Origin of the sequence: Streptomyces sp. NPDC051921 (genome assembly GCF_040680975.1) — a bacterium.
Taxonomy (GTDB): Bacteria; Actinomycetota; Actinomycetes; order Streptomycetales; family Streptomycetaceae; genus Streptomyces.
Window position 1 is genome coordinate 1 of record NZ_JBFAXU010000006.1, and the last position, 15,322, is coordinate 15,322.

A 15,322-nucleotide genomic window follows, 5' to 3' on the forward strand; every position below is an offset into this window, starting at 1 on the left:
GGAGGCTACGGCGGCACCTTCGCCGACCCGGACGGCTACATCTGGAGCCTCGGCTACAGCGCCCAGGGAACCGACCAGCCCTACGCCGAATAGCCGCGGTCAGCCGCGGTCTTCATTCACATCCGTCCGGGACGGCGGGCGCGTGCCGCCGCCGTCCCGGACGGCATGGGCCCGGGGAAGCGGGAAGCCAGATGCGCATATCCCGCGGCGTGGCGCGCCGTGCCGCCGGTGCGGCCGTGCTCTCCATCGCCGCCGCCCTGACCGGACTCGCTTTCCCCGCCACCGCGCAGGCCGCCGCCACCTGCCCGGCCGGCGTGTGGAAGGCGCAGTACTACGCCAACACCCCTTTCACCGGCACTCCGAAGGCCACCGTCTGCAATGCCTCCATCGCAGAGAACCACGGCCTCGGCGACCCCGCCGGTGCCCCCCTGCCACGCGACGACTTCGGCGTACGGCGCCACGTATGAGGCCACCTACGCGGCAGCGACCCTGAAGACGACCCTGGCCTGGTCCCGCGACAACGAGCTCGACCCGGCCGGCTACCACCTCTACCGGCGCACCGGCAGCCCCGGTGCACCGATCTGACACCCGCCCTGTCGATCGGACGGCTCGACCGGAGCAGGTCCGCGAAGCCGGGTCGTCACGGTGGCGGCGTCACCCGGGCGCGAGCCAGTGCCCTGCGGCACGGAAAGACCCTGATGCTCTGGACCTCCGTGGGCGACGAGGACGACGAGGATCCCCCACTCCATTCTGGTCAGAGACCTTTGACAGCTGACGGCGGTTGAGAGAAAGCCCCCGGGCCTGAAGCGCCAGGAGGAACTGGACGGCGACCTCGCCGACAGGAACTTGTCCCGCTCGTTCCTGGGTGTCGAGAAGGGCACACCGGCTGCGTCCTCGGTATACCGGTGGCCTCAAAGGGCCGCACCACGCAGAGGGAGAACCGTCATGACGCTTCAGCGGATGGACAACGTCGGCATCATCGTCGAGGACCTGGACGCCGCCGTCGCCTTCTTCACCGAACTGGGCATGGAGGTCGACGGCCGGGCGCACATCGAGGGACTCTTCGCGGATCAGGCCGTCGGGCTCGACGGGGTCCGCAGCGACATCGCGATGCTGCGGACCCCCGACGGCAACGGCAAGCTGGAGCTCGCGCAGTACCACACCCCCGCAGCCATCGGCGACCGCCCGCACAACCCGCCGCCGAACACGCTGGGCCTGCACCGGGTCATGTTCGCCGTCGACGACATCGACGACACCATCGCCCGCCTGCGCCGCCACGGCGCCGAACTCATCGGCGAGGTGGCGCAGTACAAGGACATCTACCGCCTCTGCTACCTCCGCGGCCCCTCAGGCATCCTCCTCGCCCTGGCCGAACAGATCAGCTAAAGGCCCTGCGCCTCCGCCCCGCTACCAGTCAGAACGTTCCGCCGGATGGACGAGGAGGGCGGGCGACGACGCCCCCGGCTCGCCCATCTCCGGAGCACGCCGGCAACACCAGCACCGCCGTGTCCCACCACGAGGCACGGCGGAGTCCGGAGGGCGACGGACACCCGCCGTGAGCCGTGCCGTGCCGGAGGAAGCCCGGTGATTTGCCGCGGCCTCGAGACGACGGCGGACAGCGCCCACCCCAGGCGCTAAACTGAACGCGTTCAACGACCAGGGGGAGAATGATGAACGAGGGCCGGAGAGCATCCACCCGACAACGGGCCTGGCTGGTGGCGGGGGTAGCGGCGGCGGGGGTCGCAGCAGCCCTGGGGCTGCTGCTCGGCCCACTGCTGGGCGGGATCTTCCTGAGCACCGCACTGGCGGCCGCCCTACCACTGCTGATACGAGGTCACCCGAAGGCCTGCGCACGGACGTCCCTCGCCATCGGGCTGGGCCTGCTCGCCTGGGCGTTGATCGGCGCCGTCATCGGCATGTTCCTGTTCCTGCCGGCAGCCCTGCTGCTGGTCATCGCGGCCTTCGTCGACCGTGACAACCGGCCAGGCCCCTGGTTCTCCTCGGTCACGCCCGCCCTCGCCGCAGCGGCCTTCACCTTGATCGCCCTCCCGGCCGACCAGGGCCACGACCCGGAGAACGAACCGCCACCCTCCTTGCGCGCCACCCTGGACTCTCCCGACCGCTTCCGCGACCGGCAGTTCAACGAGGGCAAAGATCGGCTGTGGGACTACGGCGCCACCCGGGTGGAGGTCTACGAGTCGACCGGTCAGCTCATCCTCGACGTGGGCATCCCAGAGACCTTCACCGATGGCCAGACCGAGAGCGACCTCAGAGAAGAGATCGCAGAGCTCCCGGGAGTCGTCGACGTCCGCCGCTGCACCTTCCACACCTGCGGGTGAATCGAGCAGGACGCGACGACGGCGAGGCGGGGGCGACGGGCCGCGCGGCCGGGCCCGCGAGAGCCGCCGCCGCGACGCGCCTTCGCGTCAGTCGACCTCGTCTCCACGCGCCTCTTCCAAAGAGGCGCTCATGATGGCCGTCGCGCGCGTGAGCCAGTCGGACAACACCGCGATCTCCTGCGCGGAGTAGTCCGCGAAGAGCTCCGCGATGCGCCGGTAGTTGGGCCCGTAGACCTCGAACAGCCGCTCCGCCGCCGTCTCGTCGGCGACGACGTGGACGCGCCTGCGGTCGTTCGGGTCGCCCTGACGCCGGGCGTATCCCGCGCGTTCGAGCCGGTTGATGACACCGGTGATGGCCCCGGTCGTCAGGTTCGCCCGCTGCGCCAGGTCCCCAGCGGTGAGCGCCGTCCGGGCTCCCTCGGCCTCCAGGATGAAACCCATGCACGTGAGATCCGTGACGTTCAGCCCCAGCCGTTGCGCCATGTGGTGCTGGGCGACGATACCCAGCGCCATGAGGTGATCCATCTGGGCATGTGCCTGCTCAGGGGTGGAACGGGGACGCTCCTTGCCAGCCAACGCAAATTTCCCTTAGTCTCTAAGTAGCTTAGCTCGTGAGATAAATATTTCTCTGCATCAGCGTATCCCCGGCCCGACGAGAGGACGTCATGAGCGCACACGGCCATGTGGATCTAGGGCACACCGCGGCCGGCTGGACCGGAACAGCGATCGCCATGGTCAGCCTGAGCGTGCTCGGGCTTTCCGTCGTCACCGTCTCACTGCCGCTCGCCCTGGCGGGCGCGGGCCTCGGCGTGCTCGCCAGCCTGGCAACCTGGTGGCTTCACCTTGCGGGATGGGGAAAGCCCACGGGACCCCGCCCCGAGAGCGCATGGCCCTGGCGCGTGACGGACCGGGCGGCGCGACAGGGGCACCCCGACTGCCTCGGATGCCGCATAGCCGGGCGGCGCCCGGCCCACCACCCCGCCGACACGGCATCGGAGGCCCGCGAGACCCCCGCCACTGCCGGCCATCAAGCACCCGCGTGAATGATCAACGGTGCCGAAGATCCGTCGGTGAACCCACCGGACGCATCACAGGGGGCTCAGCCAAGGCGCGACGGGGCCCCACCTCGACGCCGAGCTGAGGGCGGTACGCCCAGAGGGCGGGATGCCGAGAGGGCGGTACGCCGAGACCAGGGGCCGTCGCGTCCTCCGGGGAGCGAGTGTGACGCCCCGCCGTCACACCACGTGCGTCCCGCCGCGTACGTCGTCGTCCCACGTGACCGCGAGGCGGGAAACCCCCTGCCTGGCCACGCCGACGCTGCCCCACTCACGCGGCACGAGGCTGCACTGGCGTGGTCCGTTGACTCGTGGGGCAGCCACCTGCAGAGTCGGAACGCGGTCCGATGGCAGCGCCGCTTCCCTCTGCCGGCCCGCCGGCCCCTTGTCCACGGTGGCGGACGGCCCTGACGCCCAGGAGCGACTGATCCGATGGTCCTCGACCTGATGGTGATCGGTACGGCCGTCACGCTGGGGCCTTTGCACAACAGCGCCTTCATCCTGCTGCTCTCGTCGCGGCGCGGCGTGCGGCTGGGTCTGGCGTTCCTGTTGTCGTGGCTGGCCAACCTGATCGTGGTGATCGTCTGCGTGATGCTCCTGACCGGCGGTCGGCCTCCCGCTCCGCACAGCGCCCCCTCGACGGCCGCGCTCGCCGCGAAGCTCGCCGCCGGCCTGGCCCTGGTGCTGTACGGCGCGTACCGGCACCGCCGACCACCCCCACCGCACGGGCCGCCCCGCTGGACCGCCCGGGTCGAGAGCGCCTCGCCCGTCACCGCGGCCGGTCTGGCATGGCTGCTGCAACCCTGGGCTCTGGTCGGCGCCGGCGCCGCGACCGCCCTCGGAGCGGACCTCTCCACCCTCGCCGACTGGCTCGCCCTCACCGCCTACTGCCTGCTGGCCACGCTCAGTCTCATCGTGATGGAGGTGTACGTACTCCGCGTACCTGCGGTCGCGAACGCCCGTCTGAAAGACCTGCGGACGTGGCTGGGGCAGCACCAGGAACAGCTTGTCGTGACGCTCTCCTTGCTGGTCGGCCTCTGGATGACGGCGCGGAGCATCTACGACCTGGTCGCCTGACGTAAGCGGCAGGCGTCGGAGCCGACAGGGGCCCGCATCTCCGCGGCGGTTCCTCCCCTGTGCCACCGGGCCTTCCGGCGGGACGAACATCTCGGATGTACGGGGCCGGCAACGACCCCGTACCAGTGGAAGGCCCGGGTAACGTCCGGAGGGAAGGTCGGCCATACTGACCTGCGGAATGCCAACGGGGCGTACAGCACAGGGGGTTGGAGCGTGGAAGGCGCCGGTCTGCCGGAGCGCATCGGCGACTACGCCGTGGAGCGTGAACTGGGTGCGGGGGGTATGGGGACGGTGTACCTCGCACGGTCCCGGGGCGGTCGGACCGTGGCTGTCAAGGTGGCCCGCCCCGAGCTGGCCTCCGACCCGCACTTCCGCGCCCGGTTCCGCGCCGAGGTCGATGCCGCACGCAGTGTCGGCGGGTTCCACACGGCGCAGGTCGTCGACGCCGACCCGGACGCGCCGGCTCCCTGGCTGGCGACCGCCTACATCCCGGGGCCGACGCTGTCCACGCTGCTCGCCGACCGGGGGCCGATGGACGAGGCCCGACTGCGGCTGCTCGGCGCGGCCTTGGCGGAGGCGCTGGTGGCCATTCACGACTGCGGCCTGATTCACCGTGATCTCAAGCCGGGCAACATCATCATGGCCGACGACGGGCCGCGCGTGCTCGACTTCGGTATCGCCCGAGCCCTGGAGTCGACCCGGCTGACCTCCACCGGGGCGGCTTTCGGCACCCCCGGGTTCCTGGCCCCCGAGCAGGCTCAGGGACTCGAAGTCGGTTGCGCGGCAGATGTGTTCGCGCTGGGGGCGGTGCTGGTCGCGGCGGCCGGTGGGCATGCCTTCGGGGAGGGCACCCCGATGGCTTTGATGTACCGGGCGGTGCACGAGCCGGCCGATCTGTCCGCCCTGCCCCAGAGCGTCCGTCCGGTCATCGCCGCCTGCCTGTCCAAGGACCCGGCGCAACGGCCGACCCCGAAGCAGCTGCTGGACCTGATGGCCCCGCGCACCGCGGCGGAGCCGGCGCCGCACACGGCGGCCCACCCGCCGACGCTGCACTCCGCTGCCGTGTCCCCCGCGCGGACCCCGACCGCCGGGCCGGCCGCCACGCGCACGCCTTCTGCCGAGGCCGAAGGCGTCGCCCATGCCCAGACCGTCACCGCCACTCCACAGCAGACGCCCCGGTCGGCGAACGTGCGCACCGGACTGCCCACCGCCGTCGCGACCGGAGCCCTGATCGTGCTCGGTGCCGCGGGTTACGGCATCTACGCGTCCATGGGCCCGGGTGCGGACGACGACCTCCCCCGGGCCACGCACGAGCTCACCATTCCCCAGTCGATCGTCCAGGGTTCCTACGGGTGGGACGTCGAGCACCGCCTCCCTCCGGACACCAGCCGGAAAGGCTCGACGCACTACTCCGCCAACTACAGCGTCACCAGCACCGGAACCGAAAAGGGCGTCCCGTTCCGCACCGTGTACGTCTCTGGCGAGTCCGGCCGGTTCAGTGACCCCGAACACGATCGAGACTCCCTCATGGACGCCATGACCCGCACAGGCCAGGAGGCCGTCACCGATCCGCCCCGAACGATCCGCGTCCCCGGCTCCGACGTCGATTTCCGCTGCGAGACGGTGGACGGTGCGACCGTGTGCGGCTGGGGCGACGCCAACACGACTGTCGCGATCAAGTTCAGCCCGAGCGCCTCACTCGAAGTGGCCGCGGCGGAGACACGCAAGATACGCGACGACATCCGCAGGCCGATCACGACCGCGAGCACCTCACCCTGAGGCCCCTCTCCCCGAGGATGCCGGGCACCCGGACGAGCACACCGTCCCCCGTCCGCGAGGCGTTCCAGTTCGTGGAGCAGATCGTTGGTACGGGTCCTCGGCCTGCGGACTCGCGTGGGGTGATCGATCGCTGACGGCAGTCGAATACGGGACGGGCTCTGAGCCAAGGGACAGGCTCTGAGCCAAGGGACAGGCTCTGAGCCAAGGGACAGGCTCTGAGCCAAGGGACAGGCTCTGAGCGCGGCGGCTGCGGGAGCCCACCCTTCACCACGACACCGGGGCGGCGACGACCAGCCGCGAAGGCGGCGGCAGCTCTGCCTGTCGCCACCCGCTGCAGGACGTCGGAATCGTCGGTCGGAGGCAACGCGGGCGCCCGATCCGACGTCTGCCAAGCAGAGAACGAACCGGGCGGACCGAGTCCGCCGTGCGAAGGGAACCTGCTGGTGCTCATAGGACTGCTGACCGCCGTCGCCGCCTCGATCTGCTACGGCACGGGATCCGTACTGCAGGCGGTCGGCTCCCGCAAGTCCGCCCGGCGCGAGGCGGCCGCGGCAGGGCAGATCACCCAGCACGGCGGGCCGAGCCTGTCGTCGACCGCGAAAGCCGCGATGACCTGGGAGTTCATCGTCGGCACCATCCTGGACTTCGTCGGCTTCGGCCTCGGCGCGCTCGCCGCCCGCTTGCTCCCGCTGTTCCTCTCCCAGACCGTGATCAGCGCCAACCTGGTCATCACGGCCGTCCTCAGCGTGAGGTTGCTCGGTATCCGGCTGACCCGCGCGGAGTGGACCTCGATCGGCGTGGTCTGCTCGGCCCTGGTGCTGCTGGCGAGCGCGGCGGGCCCCGAGGGCAGCGGGCGCACCCCGATCGACACGCACTGGTGGCTGCTCGCGGTCTCCCTGGTGCTGATGGTGGGCGGGACGGTCCTCGTACGGGTGCTCGGCGCCCGGGCCGCCATCCTCGCCGGTCTCCTGTCGGGTCTCGGTTTCGGCGCGCTCGGGGTCGGAGTGCGGATCCTGAACGGCATCGACCCCTTCGACCCGGGCGCGCTCCTGACGGACCCGGCGCTGTTCGCGATCCTGGTGGCCGGCGTCGGCGGCATGTACCTGCACACGGTCGCCCTGCAGATCGGCTCGGTGAACGGGGCGACGGCAGCGCTCGTGGTGGGCGAGACCGTGCTGCCGGGCATGATCGGTGTGTGGTGGCTGGGTGACGCCTCCCGCCCGGGCTTCGCCTGGCTGGCCGTCCTCGGCTTCGTCCTGGCGGTCGCGGGTGCGGTGGCGGTGGCGTGGTTCGGCGCCCCGGAGGGCCACGGGGTCCAGGATGTGGAGCCGGAGGGCCTGCCCGAAACCGTGCACGTGCCGGAGCCCGCGCGCGTTCCGTAACCCGCACTCCTTCCGTAACCCGCACGGAACACCGGTCCGGAAACGGAACGCCGCTATGCGGCCTGGCTCCGCACGTTCCGGCGCGCTGCGGCGCGCGCCAGTGCGCGGAGCAGGCGCACGTACGGCGACCACCGGGCCGGGCGTCGCACGGTGCCGGTACAGGCGAGTTCGGCGCGGTCGAGGCCGCCCTCGAGGCAGGCGTCGTGCAGCGGGCGCCAGGCCAGGGGCCAGGTCAGGCGGGCCAGGCCCTTGGGGGCCATGGTGAGGGTGTGGTGCAGCCGCGTGCGGTCCGGGCCCGCGGGGAGCACGGCCAGTTCGTGAAAGCCGTGGAAGCCGCGGGGCCCCGTGAACTCGAAGCGAATCCAGCGCCCAGGCGCGTACCCGGCCACGGTGTAGCGCACCGGTCCGTGGCCACCTACCGCGCCGGCCCCGAGCGGGCGGTCGAACTTCATCGGTGCCCATGCCGCCCCGGGCCACAGTCGGTCGCCCGCCCCGCCGGCCAGGGTGTCGATGAGCGCGCCCACCTCGCTCCCCTCCACCGGCAACAAGCGCTCGTGCACGTTGTAGACGCCCATGGGTACCTCCCCCTCAACAGTATTGGAGACCTCTCTCCAATTAATTGGAGAGTACTCTCTGATTCATGGCGAGACCACCCCGCTTCGATACCGACCAGCTCCTCGACGCCGCCGTCCGCCTCGCGGCCTCCGGCGGACCCGCCGGCGTCACCATGTCGGCGGTGGCCCAGGCCGTCGGCGCGCCCAGTGGATCGATGTACCACCGCTTCCCCGGGCGCACGGCACTGCTCGCCGAGGTGTGGCTGCGCACCGTGGAGCGGTTCCAGGAGGGCTACCTCGCCGTCCTGACAGGCGAGGCCGATCCGCACCGAGCAGCTCGCGCGGCCTCCCGCTACGTCGTCGCCTGGTGCCGCGAGAACCCGGACGAGGCCACCCTCCTCCTCTACGGTGCTGCCGACTTCGACCGCGCCCACTGGTCCGAGGAGCACAGCCGGCGCTCCGACACCGGGAACAACCAGGTGCTCGCCGCCCTGCTCCGCCTCGGGGAAGCCCTCGGCGCGCGGGACGAGCAGGCCCGCGACCGCGTCGCCCTGGCGCTCGTCGACCTCCCGTTGACCGTGGTCCGCCGTCACCTGCGCGCAGGCACGGCCCTGCCGCCGCACGCCGAGGACCTCACCGAACAGTGCACGACCGCACTCCTGGCCTAGCCAGGCCCTGTCCGGCAGCCGCGGGCCGTGGGCCGCGGGCAGGGCTATGTTGATCACATGACACGCAGTCACATCACCTTAACCACAGCCCTCCTGGCCTGCCTCGCGCTTTCCGCCTGCTCGGATGACAAGGCTTCGCAGGGAGCACCGCCACCCGCCGGGGCGCCGTCCGCGAGCGGGAAGGGCGAGGCTCAGCCCTTCAAGGACGACACCGACGTACCGCTGACCAGGCAGCTCGACCGGGGCGAGCTCACCCAGGCGATTCCCGACGCCGAGGACGTGGTCCCCGGCTACTACCCCGGCAGCCTGCACAAGAGCATGCCGGGGGAGCCCGACGACTGCGCTCCCCCGAAGGCTCCCGCGCCGGCAGGTTGGCGGCGAGCGGGCAGCGGCGACTACGACTACCAGGGATCGACCGTCTCGCGAGGGATCGACCTGGACGTCTGCCAGTTCGACAACGCCGCCCACGCCGAGGCTGCGTACGACCGGTGGCCCGACAGGGACGAATCGGCTCCGGTCCAGGTGCGCACTCCGGTCGGAGAAGAATCGGTCTTCCTCGCGCACAGCGGATCGAGCGGTACGGTCTACGGCTACAGCCGGTCCGGCACGGTCATCGCCCGGGTCCGCGTCGAGGACGCGGGCGGGGATCCCACGGACGCCCATGACGTGCTGGCTGCCACGATCAAGCGACTCCAACAGGTCCAGGCCGGCCGACGCGCCACGGCGACGGCGACCGAGATCGCCGCGGCCGAGCAGGCCCGAGGCTAGGCCGTCTTCCTGCGGAGCATCTGATCGTCGGGCTGATGCGAGTCGTTGACCGACGCCAGTACCGCAAAGGGCAGGGCCCTTGATGGAGGCGGAGCCGGCGTTGTGGCCGGACTCGTGCTCGCGTGGTGACGCCCGTGCCGGGCGAGCGGCCTGACGAGGCCGGCGGTGGTGAGGCGGTGCTTCCTCCGGCAGGTGCCGACCGCGGTCCGTTCTTGCTGAAGCCGCCGAAGTGGTGCGCGAAGTCTGCGCCTTGGCCCGAGGGCCTCCCTGGCGGCTGTGCGGAGGGGCGTGTCATTCTTCGAACGGCAGGCTGTCGTTCCCGCCGGAGGTCGACGTGGCACTCCTTCCCGACATCGCCGAGTTCTACGCCGGCGGCGACGAGGCAGGCCGTCTCACTTCCGGGCGCACCATCGGGACGATCGAGCTGGTGCGGACGCAGGAACTCCTGCGCGCACACCTTCCGCCTCCGCCCGCGTCCGTCCTGGATGTCGGTGGCGGGCCGGGTGTGCACGCTCGCTGGCTCGCCGACAGCGGCTACCGCGTTCTCGTCGTCGACGCGGTGGAGCAGCACGTGCGGCAGGCCCGCGGCCAAGGCCTGGCTGCCGTCGTGGGAGACGCGCGGCATCTCGACCAGGCGGACGGTTCCTTCGACGTCGCGCTCGTGCTCGGCCCGCTCTACCACCTGCCGGACGGCAACGGGCGTGCCCGCGCCTGGCAGGAGGCTCACCGTGTCGTCAAGCCCGGCGGCGTGGTCGCCGCGGCCGCCCTCAACCGGTACGCCAAGCTCCTCGACCTGGACTCGCCCAGCGCGCTGGACATCGCAGCCACGGGGCTGCGCATACGCCCGGACGGCCCCACCACGTACTACCACGACCCCGCACACCTCCGCACCGAGGCACAGCAGGCCGGCCTCGACGACCTCGCGGTCTACGGGGTTCACGGGCCCGCCTACGAAGCGTTGAGGGCCGAAGAACGTCGGACCGGAAGAAGGGACCTGGGCCGGAAGGCGCTGGACACCGCCCTCGCTGCCGCACGGTTCGCAGACAGCCATCCAGCCATCGTCGTCTCCAGCCTCCATCTGCTGGCCGTCGGGCGCAGGCCGCACGCCACCGCCGCTACGCGTCGGCGATCTTGATCAAGTACGCGCCTGGCCCGCGTACCCGGACGGGCCGTGCGGCCGCCGGTGCTCCTGGCAGCCGCAGCCTCCTTCGATGGGGTCCGACCGGCGGCGGACGTGGCACTGTCGCCGGCTCGCCTCGCCCGCCCTTCGACCCCGCATCGCTTCTGCGTCGTAAGATGGTGCCATGGCGGAAACGAGCCACGGAGTCACCACGGGCGCGGTGGCGCGGCACCTCGGGGTCTCGCCCACGACGGTGCGTTCGTGGGAGCAGCGGTACGGCATCGGTCCCGCGGTCCGGGAGGGCGGGCGGCACCGGCGCTGGTCGCCCGGGGACGTCGCGATGCTCGAGGAGATGTGCCGTCTCACCGCCACCGGCGTTCCTCCCGCCGAGGCCGCCCGCGTTGCTCGCAGCACCCACGGCGGTGAGCAGTCCGTGGCCACCGAAGCTCAGCCGCACCGTGTGACGGAGGAGGTCGCCGCGCCTCCACCTGCGCCGACGCCACCGCACCGAGGACGGAAGGCGGGCTACGGCAGCAGTCTGCCTCTCGGAGACGTGCGCCAGGAGGGCCGTGGGCTGGCCCGCGCGGCGGTGCGGCTCGACGGTCCGGCGATGCAGGTCCTGCTGGAGCAGGTCATCAAGGAGTACGGGCTCGTCGCCGCGTGGGAGGAGGTGATGGCGCCCACCCTTCACGCCGTAGGTCGCAAGTGGGCGTCCTCGGACGACCGTTACGTCGAGGTGGAGCACCTGTTGTCGTGGCACGTCTCGACCGCGCTGAGGCGCGCCGCCGTCAGCGCGCCCGTCACCTCCGGTGCGACGACGCCGGTGGTGCTGGCCTGCGTGCCGGCCGAGTTCCACACCCTGCCGCTGGAGGCCCTCGCCGCCGGCCTCGCCGAACTGGGTCTGCCGACCCGCATGTTCGGGGGCGCCGTTCCCGCCGACGCGCTGGACGCGGCCGTCAGACGCACCGGCCCGGGCGTGGTCGTGCTGTGGTCCCAGGCGCGCTCGACCGCCTCGCACGGGCTTGCGAGGCATGTGGCGGACACGACGTTCGGGGTGAGAGGAGCCCGTACGACGCCGCTCGTGGTGCTCGCGGGGCCGGGCTGGGCCGGACGCAGACTCGGCGCCGGGTTCCTGCGGCCGAACAGTCTGCGTGAGGCACTCGACGTGATCTCCCGGAAGCACGGAGAACCCACGCACGGAGAACCGCCGGGCGGGTACGTCAAGTGACGTCGCCTGCGCCGGGCGACGCCGCACGACCGCGCCGGCGCCCTCGCTGAGGGCTCAGCTCAGCAGACAGCTCTCAGGTCTCAGCACTCAGCACTCAGCACTCAGCACTCAGCACTCAGCACTCAGCACGATCGTTTCCTGGCTCGGTCTGACCCTGACCACTCTCCTTCCGCTTCCCGCGGCCCGGGTCCGGGGCCGGGCGGTCACCGCGGTCGTCCGCCGGGCGGCACCACCCCCGCCACCGCGGGAGGACCGGCCCGGCCCCCTTCTCCCCCGCCGCGACCGGGGCACCGACGGCGATGCCCCGGGCCACGGCGGCCGGCACGGTCAGGTGGCGGGTTCGGGCTGCGGCGTTTCGGCGGCAGCGCGTCGAGCGAGGCCGCTGGGCCACCAGGCGCGTGGGCCGATGTCGATGACCAGCGCGGGCACGAGCAGGGAGCGGACGACCAGGGTGTCGAGCAGGACCCCGAAGGCGACGATGAAGGCGATCTGGACGAGGAAGGCCAGCGGGATGACCATGAGCGCCGCGAACGTGGCCGCGAGGACCACGCCGGCCGAGGTGATGACTCCCCCGGTGGTGGTCAGCCCGCGCAGGACGCCCTGTCGGGTGCCGTGGGTGAGGGTCTCCTCGCGCACCCGTGACATCAGGAAGATGTTGTAGTCGACACCGAGAGCGACCAGGAAGACGAATCCGTACAAGGGAACGGACGCGTCGGTCCCGCTGAAGCCGAGGAGACGCTCGAACACGAGGGCGGAGACACCCAGCGTGGCGAAGAAGTTGAGTGCCACGGTGGCCACCAGCAGCAGGGGCACCAGCACCGAGCGCAACAGCAGCACCAGAATGACCAGAATGATGCCGAGCACGACAGGCACGATGACGGCGCGGTCCCGTTCGGAGGTCCGCTGCGTGTCGTACTGCTGAGCCGTGTACCCGCCGACCTGGGCGTCTGCACCGGGAACGGCGTGGACCCGGTCGCGCAGCCGCTGAACGGTTTCCTTGGCGGCGTCGCTGTCGGCGGCCGCCGCGAGTGTCGCGTCGATGCGGACACGTCCGTCGACGACGAGGGGCGCACCGCCCCCCGGACGGCCCGACGCGGTGACCGGTGCCGCGGACGCGACACCCTCGGTGTCCTCCGCCGAGCGCGTGACCGCCTCGACGTGGGCGGCGTCGGCGATGATCACCGTGGGGTTCCCCGATCCGCCGGGGAAGTGACGGCCGAGGGTCTTCTGCGCGCTGACGGACGGAGCGTCGTTCACGAAGATCTCGTCGAGGGGCACGCCCTTGGAGGACAGGGCCGGCGAGAACGCGGCCAGGACCAGCAGCACGAGGGCGGTGGAGACCCACACCCGCCGAGGCGAGCGGTCGATGACGGCGGCGACGCGACGCCACACGGGGTGGCCTTCCGCCGTCGTCTCAGAAGGCTTGGGCTTGGAAGGCCAGTAGGCGGCGCGGCCCAGCAGCACGAGCACGGCCGGCAGGAACGTCAGTGTGCTCACCACCGCGCAGGCGATGCCGATGGCTCCCACCGGGCCGAGGGCCCGGTTGTTCGTGAGATCGCTGGCGAGCAGGGCGATCAGTCCGAGGGCCACGGTCGCGGCGCTGGCAACGATCGCTCCCGCGGATCGGCGCACCGCCGCCCTGGCCGCTGCCACGAGATCTCCGCGAGCGGTGAGTTCCTCGCGGTAGCGGGCGGCGAGGAGCAGGGCGTAGTCGGTCGCGGCTCCGATGACCAGGATCGACAGGATGCCCTGGACCTGGCCGTCGACCCGCACGATGTCGCGGTCGGCCAGTGCGTAGACCACCGCGCAGGCCAGGCCGAGGGCGAGGACGGCGCTGATGATGATCACCAGCGGCAGCAGCACGCTGCGGTAGACCAGCAGCAGGATCAGCAGGACGGCTCCGAGCGCGACGCCCAGAAGGAGTCCGTCGATCCCGGCGAAGGCGTCGGACAGGTCGGCCTGGCTGGCGGCCGGTCCGGCGATCTCGACCCGCGAGTCAGGGACGGACCGTGCGGCCGTACGGACGTCGTCCAGGACGACCGGCAGCTCTTCGCCCAGGTCGGGGGCCAGAGGGACGACGGCCTGGAGCGCCTGACCGTCCTTCGAGGTGAGCGCCGGCGAGGGGGTGCCTTCGATCCCCGCACGATCGGCCAGGCCGGCCATCGCCCGGGTCGCGGCCTCGCGCTGGGCCTCCGTCGCCCGGCCGCCGTCGGCGGTCCACACGATGATCGCGGGCACCGACTCCGAGCGCTCGAACGCCTTGCGGGCTTCGAGGACGCGGGTGGACTCGGCGCTGTGCGGCAGGAAGGCGGCCTGGTCGTTCGTGGCGACCTCACCGAGCTTTCCCGCGTACGGCCCGAGCGTGGCGCCGATGCCCATCCAGACCACCAGCAGTGCGAACGGGACCACCCAGCGCACCCAACGCGATGTTCTTCTCATGTCACCCTTTCAGGCCCTCAGCCGATTGGTGGAAACGAAAATATCTCAATGCTTGAGAGATCTGTCGACCGGGTACCCGCTCCGGGTACCGGGTCTCCAGGTACTGCCGACAGCCGGCGTCTCCAGGTACCGCCGACAGCCGGAGACCCGGAGGCCTACGGCTGTCGTCGGGGTTGACCGATACGGCGGGTTCCGCTCACTTCGGCATGAGGACGGTGTCGATGACGTGCACGGTGGCGTTGGACGTCTGCACGTCGCCGCAGACGATCTTGGCCGTGTCGTTGACGGTGTAGGTGTCGCCGGAGCCGTCGGTGGTCAGCGTGCCGCCCTGCAACGTCTCGAAGGAGCCGTCGGCGAGGTCACCCTTGTCGACCGTCTCCTCCACGACGTGATAGGTGAGGATCTTGGTGAGGGCCGCCTTGTCCGCGAGGACCTTGTCCAGGTCCGCCTTCGGGATCTTCGCGAAGGCGTCGTTCGTCGGCGCGAACACGGTGATGTCCTCTGCCTTGTTCAGCGTGTCGACGAGGCCGGCGGCCTTGACGGCCGAGACGAGCGTGGACAGCTCCGGATTGTTCGACGCGGCGGTCGCCACCGGGTCGTCGGCCATGCCTGCGACGCTGCCTTCGCCTTCCTTGGGGACCGACGCGCAGCCTGCGCCGAACGGCTCGTTCCCCCCTTCGGCCACGGCGTGGGGAGCGAGGATCCCCAGCGAGACCGGCAGGACGACGGCAGCGACAACGGCGGCCGCGCGACGGGTGATGTGCGAGGGGTTCATGACGCTTCTCCTCCTGGGCGAAAGACATCTTCATGAGGACTTCGGCGCCACACCCCCTGCCGGATGTCGCGGGAACGCATCAAAACCAGACGACCCGGGCGGGCCCCGCCCCGGAGTGGGTGCCTCCGGTGATCCGCC

At 71.3% G+C, this 15,322-nt stretch carries 14 protein-coding genes; 10 read left to right on the forward strand and 4 right to left on the reverse strand.

All coding sequences use genetic code 11. The annotated features are described in order from the left end of the window. Window positions 1-191: 191 nt before the first annotated feature. The 3 genes from AB0M16_RS09895 (at window position 192) to AB0M16_RS09905 (ending at window position 2,339) form a co-directional block, all read left to right on the forward strand. Complete coding sequence (locus AB0M16_RS09895) at window positions 192-467, forward strand: hypothetical protein (RefSeq protein WP_365340778.1); 276 nt, start codon at window positions 192-194, stop codon at window positions 465-467. A 478-nt stretch (window positions 468-945) separates the two neighbouring features. Beyond that, a complete protein-coding gene (locus AB0M16_RS09900) occupies window positions 946-1,386 on the forward strand; it encodes a VOC family protein (RefSeq protein ID WP_365340780.1) in 441 nt (146 codons plus the stop codon). 329 nt (window positions 1,387-1,715) lie between these two features. Next, window positions 1,716-2,339 (forward strand): hypothetical protein, encoded by a 624-nt coding sequence (locus AB0M16_RS09905; protein ID WP_365340782.1) that lies wholly within the window; start codon window positions 1,716-1,718, stop codon window positions 2,337-2,339. A gap of 87 nt (window positions 2,340-2,426) precedes the next feature. On the opposite strand, the gene AB0M16_RS09910 is transcribed toward AB0M16_RS09905, so the two are convergent. Continuing rightward, window positions 2,427-2,915: a MarR family transcriptional regulator gene (locus tag AB0M16_RS09910; protein WP_365340784.1), complete on the reverse strand. Its 489-nt coding sequence runs from the start codon at window positions 2,913-2,915 to the stop codon at window positions 2,427-2,429. A gap of 911 nt (window positions 2,916-3,826) precedes the next feature. Here AB0M16_RS09910 and AB0M16_RS09915 point away from each other — a divergent pair. The 3 genes from AB0M16_RS09915 (at window position 3,827) to AB0M16_RS09925 (ending at window position 7,632) form a co-directional block, all read left to right on the forward strand. After that, a complete protein-coding gene (locus AB0M16_RS09915; RefSeq protein ID WP_365340786.1) occupies window positions 3,827-4,471 on the forward strand; it encodes a GAP family protein in 645 nt (214 codons plus the stop codon). A 282-nt stretch (window positions 4,472-4,753) separates the two neighbouring features. Beyond that, entirely contained in the window at window positions 4,754-6,250 is a 1,497-nt protein-coding gene (locus AB0M16_RS09920; RefSeq protein ID WP_365341292.1) for a protein kinase, read from the forward strand. A 443-nt stretch (window positions 6,251-6,693) separates the two neighbouring features. Further along, window positions 6,694-7,632, forward strand: coding sequence for a hypothetical protein (locus AB0M16_RS09925; RefSeq protein WP_365340788.1), 939 nt, complete (start codon window positions 6,694-6,696; stop codon window positions 7,630-7,632). A 53-nt stretch (window positions 7,633-7,685) separates the two neighbouring features. On the opposite strand, the gene AB0M16_RS09930 is transcribed toward AB0M16_RS09925, so the two are convergent. After that, entirely contained in the window at window positions 7,686-8,207 is a 522-nt protein-coding gene (locus AB0M16_RS09930; RefSeq protein ID WP_365340790.1) for an SRPBCC family protein, read from the reverse strand. A gap of 65 nt (window positions 8,208-8,272) precedes the next feature. Here AB0M16_RS09930 and AB0M16_RS09935 point away from each other — a divergent pair, with 65 nt between their 5' ends. The 4 genes from AB0M16_RS09935 (at window position 8,273) to AB0M16_RS09950 (ending at window position 11,970) form a co-directional block, all read left to right on the forward strand. Continuing rightward, a complete protein-coding gene (locus AB0M16_RS09935; protein ID WP_365340792.1) occupies window positions 8,273-8,854 on the forward strand; it encodes a TetR/AcrR family transcriptional regulator in 582 nt (193 codons plus the stop codon). 57 nt (window positions 8,855-8,911) lie between these two features. Next, window positions 8,912-9,622: a hypothetical protein gene (locus AB0M16_RS09940; RefSeq protein ID WP_365340794.1), complete on the forward strand. Its 711-nt coding sequence runs from the start codon at window positions 8,912-8,914 to the stop codon at window positions 9,620-9,622. Between the two features lie 334 nt (window positions 9,623-9,956). Then, window positions 9,957-10,757, forward strand: a complete 801-nt coding sequence (locus AB0M16_RS09945; protein ID WP_365340796.1) for a methyltransferase domain-containing protein — start codon at window positions 9,957-9,959, stop codon at window positions 10,755-10,757. A 169-nt stretch (window positions 10,758-10,926) separates the two neighbouring features. Next, window positions 10,927-11,970 (forward strand): MerR family transcriptional regulator, encoded by a 1,044-nt coding sequence (locus AB0M16_RS09950; RefSeq protein ID WP_365340798.1) that lies wholly within the window; start codon window positions 10,927-10,929, stop codon window positions 11,968-11,970. Between the two features lie 327 nt (window positions 11,971-12,297). Here the strand turns inward: AB0M16_RS09950 and AB0M16_RS09955 are convergent, their stop codons facing one another. Together AB0M16_RS09955 and AB0M16_RS09960 are read right to left on the reverse strand one after the other, a co-directional pair. Next, window positions 12,298-14,409 carry an MMPL family transporter gene (locus AB0M16_RS09955; protein ID WP_365340800.1) on the reverse strand — a complete coding sequence of 704 codons (2,112 nt, stop codon included), beginning with the start codon at window positions 14,407-14,409 and terminating at the stop codon, window positions 12,298-12,300. Window positions 14,410-14,605: 196 nt separating this feature from the next. After that, window positions 14,606-15,184, reverse strand: a complete 579-nt coding sequence (locus AB0M16_RS09960; RefSeq protein ID WP_365340802.1) for a fasciclin domain-containing protein — start codon at window positions 15,182-15,184, stop codon at window positions 14,606-14,608. Between the last annotated feature and the right edge of the window lie 138 nt (window positions 15,185-15,322).

Excerpts from the sequence above, each read along its gene's own strand:
- AB0M16_RS09895 (WP_365340778.1), top strand. The coding sequence starts at position 192 with ATGCGCATATCCCGCGGCGTGGCGCGCCGTGCCGCCGGTGCGGCCGTG.
- AB0M16_RS09900 (WP_365340780.1), top strand. The coding sequence starts at position 946 with ATGACGCTTCAGCGGATGGACAACGTCGGCATCATCGTCGAGGACCTG.
- AB0M16_RS09915 (WP_365340786.1), top strand. The coding sequence starts at position 3,827 with ATGGTCCTCGACCTGATGGTGATCGGTACGGCCGTCACGCTGGGGCCT.
- AB0M16_RS09920 (WP_365341292.1), top strand. The coding sequence starts at position 4,754 with ATGGGGACGGTGTACCTCGCACGGTCCCGGGGCGGTCGGACCGTGGCT.
- AB0M16_RS09930 (WP_365340790.1), bottom strand. The coding sequence starts at position 8,207 with ATGGGCGTCTACAACGTGCACGAGCGCTTGTTGCCGGTGGAGGGGAGC.
- AB0M16_RS09935 (WP_365340792.1), top strand. The coding sequence starts at position 8,273 with ATGGCGAGACCACCCCGCTTCGATACCGACCAGCTCCTCGACGCCGCC.
- AB0M16_RS09940 (WP_365340794.1), top strand. The coding sequence starts at position 8,912 with ATGACACGCAGTCACATCACCTTAACCACAGCCCTCCTGGCCTGCCTC.
- AB0M16_RS09950 (WP_365340798.1), top strand. The coding sequence starts at position 10,927 with ATGGCGGAAACGAGCCACGGAGTCACCACGGGCGCGGTGGCGCGGCAC.
- AB0M16_RS09955 (WP_365340800.1), bottom strand. The coding sequence starts at position 14,409 with ATGAGAAGAACATCGCGTTGGGTGCGCTGGGTGGTCCCGTTCGCACTG.
- AB0M16_RS09960 (WP_365340802.1), bottom strand. The coding sequence starts at position 15,184 with ATGAACCCCTCGCACATCACCCGTCGCGCGGCCGCCGTTGTCGCTGCC.